This window comes from Mesorhizobium sp. M1338 (genome assembly GCF_040318045.1).
Lineage (GTDB): Bacteria > Pseudomonadota > Alphaproteobacteria > Rhizobiales > Rhizobiaceae > Mesorhizobium.
The window spans coordinates 1-2,699 of sequence record NZ_JAMYLL010000114.1 but is presented as its reverse complement, the minus strand read 5'-3'; the positions used below and the strand labels follow the sequence as shown (position 1 = coordinate 2,699).

2 protein-coding genes and 1 pseudogene are annotated in these 2,699 nt (G+C 62.9%); all 3 read right to left on the bottom strand.

From position 1 onward, the window contains the following. Positions 1–330 (bottom strand): annotated as a pseudogene (locus tag NKH19_RS33105) (ABC transporter substrate-binding protein); the annotation flags it as partial. A 64-nt stretch (positions 331–394) separates the two neighbouring features. Then, the gene (locus NKH19_RS33100; protein ID WP_502911105.1) at positions 395–1,087 is read right to left on the bottom strand and encodes an HAD-IA family hydrolase; all 693 of its coding nucleotides are present in this window, start codon (positions 1,085–1,087) and stop codon (positions 395–397) included. Positions 1,088–1,356: 269 nt separating this feature from the next. Further along, the coding region (locus tag NKH19_RS33095; protein ID WP_352983893.1) for an aspartate aminotransferase family protein at positions 1,357–2,699 on the bottom strand (1,343 nt) is incomplete at its 5' end.

Sequence of the window (2,699 nt, the reverse complement as noted above, 5' to 3'; positions counted from 1 at the left end):
CTCCATCTGCGTGACGCCGTCCTTGTCGAGGAACGTCAGCCGGTTGTAGAGCGAGCAGCAGCGGACATAGTCGGTGGAAAGCGACGCTTTTGCCGGATCGAGCGTGTCGGCGGTCGAGGACGACCAGCCTGCTGCCTTGAACGTTCCGCCGGAAGCCGGCGTGGCGGCGACGGCATTCGTGGCGCGGCCGAGCACCGCGCTGCCCGCGGCAATCGCGGCGCCGCCGGCCAGCAGCATCTTGAGCAGTTCGCGGCGGCTCGCGCCCCGCCGAATGGCGTTTTCGACCATGGCATCGTCTGCTCTGGTCCAGTTCGAGATCTTGTCGGTCATATCATTCCCCTTTCTGTTTGTTGTTCCGGGTTGCTCGTCTTGTTGCGGCTTTCCGGGCTTGGGCTCAGGTTCGTTCCTTCTGGCTTTCCCGCACGGCCGCCGCCAATGCGGCCATTGAGGTGAAGTGGTGGTCCGGCACGGTGAAACGCTCCGGTTCGATCGTGCCGCCATAGCCCTTCTGGGCATGCCGGCGCTCGATCCAGCTATTGGTCATGCCAAGCGCTCGGGATATGCCAATGTCGTGGTACTGGCTTTGCGCGACGTGCAGGATGTCGTCCTTGCTGTCGCCCCGGGAAGCCACGAAATCGAACACCTTCTGGAAAAAGGCCGGCTCCGGTTTTTCCGTGCCGGTATCGTCGGCCGTGAAGGTGGCGAAGAAGGGCGATCCGAGTTGCTTCTCGAAATGATCAAGCGCCCAGCGCCGGGCATTGGTCATGGCGATCAGTCTGTGCGATTTCGCAAGCTCGGCCAACGCCGCCGCGCTGTCAGGAAAGCCTTGCCAGGCGCTGGCGGAGTCCCGCAGGCGCATGCCGTATCTCTCCTCGGACGGCAGGCCGAGCTGTGGCGCGATGACCATGTAGACACGTACGAGATCGTCGGGAAACAGGCTCGCATCGGGCATATAGCGGGCCTGCCGGTACAGAGCCAATGCCGCTTCGCCATCGATGGCAACGCCGGCTTCGGCGGCAATCCCGGCCAGGCAAGTCGTGATGCCACCTTCGAAGTCGATCAGCGTGCCGACCACATCGAAGGTCATGTATTTGAATTCGCTAAAGCCCCTGGCCAAAATTTAGCTCTCCTCTGCGCAGGGCCGAATTACATCGTTCTGAACAGAACAAAATTGCGTGCTGTCCGGGGCGCTGGCCTTTTTCAAAAACCCGGAAACTTGGGCTTTCTGGCCTTGTCTTAAATGCAGTCTGGCACTTCCCCCGCGCTGGATTCGCCGAAAAGGCGTGAGGGGGCGGCACAAAATTGCGAAATCGTCTGCCCCGGCGCTATTTCGAAACACGCGGTATTCTTCGCCCGTCATGCCAGGGCCTGGCGGACGTCGGGATCGGCCAGCGTCTGGTCGAGCGTCCGACGCGTGCGCTCGATGATCGCATCGATGTCGCTGTCGGTGCAGCAGAGCGGAGGTGCGTAGCCGATAACCCCGTTGGCAAAGGCACGGATGATCAGGCCATTGTCCCACGCCCTGTCGAAGACGCGCCGTGCCGGCATGGCCGACGCCGGAAGCGGTGTTTTCTTCTTCTTGTCGACCACCAGTTCGATCGCGGCAAGCATGCCGCGACCGCGCACGTCACCGACCAGCGGATGGTCCCTGAGGCCCTCCAATCCCGCCATCAGGCGAGCGCCAGCCTTGATGCCATTCTCCAACAGGCCGTCTTCGTAGAGCTTCAACACCTCAAGCGCTACGGCGGCGCTGACGGGATGGGCGGAATAGGTGTAGCCGTGACCGACGGCCGAAGCGCCCGCGCCATCGGCGATGACGTCGTAGACATGATCGGCCATGAACACGGCGCCCATGGGAACATAGCCCGAGGTCAGCCCCTTCGCGGTCGTCATGAAATCGGGAATGATGTCTTCATCAGTGCAGGCGAACAAGGGGCCCGTGCGGCCGAAGCCGGTGATGACCTCGTCGGCGATGAACAGAATACCGTACTCCCGGCAGAGCTCGCGCATCGCCTTGATCCAGCCTTTGGGCGGAACAATGACGCCGCCCGAGCCCTGGATCGGCTCGGCATAGAAGGCAGCGACCCGTTCCGGCCCGATCGCCTCGATCTTGGCCTTCAGCGCGGCGCACGATGCGGCGATGATCGCGTTTCCGTCCTCGCCCACCGGGTTGCGGTAGGGATAGGGAGAAGGAATCTTGTGCTGCCATTCAAAGGGAATGCCAAAACCGGTGTGAAAGGCGGGGAGCGCGGTCAGGCCCGCGCCGACCACGGACGACCCGTGATAGCCCTGCTCGATGGAAATGAACTGGTCGCGTTGCGGCTCGCCCTTGGCATTCCAGTAGTAGCGGACGAAACGGATCGTGCTGTCGACGGCGTCCGACCCCCCCAACGTGAAAAAGACATGATTGAGGTCGCCTGGCGCGCGCTCGGCCAGTTCCGAGGCGAGCCGGATGGCCGGCCCGGAGCCGAGGTCGAAATAGGCGGTGGCATAGGGAAGCTCACGCATCTGCCGGGCCGCCGCCTCTACGATGCTGTCGTGACCATAGCCGGCGTTGACGCACCACAGCCCGGCGAAACCGTCTATGAGTTGCCGCCCGGACGCATCGGTCACCGTCGCGCCCTTCGCCGATTTCAGCACACGCACGCCAAGCGCCTCGTGACCGCGATATGACGAGACCGGATGAATAAGATGGGCAC

What these genes read in the sequence shown, in the direction of transcription:
- NKH19_RS33100 (WP_502911105.1), bottom strand. Translation starts at nt 1,087, where the DNA reads ATGACCTTCGATGTGGTCGGCACGCTGATCGACTTCGAAGGTGGCATC.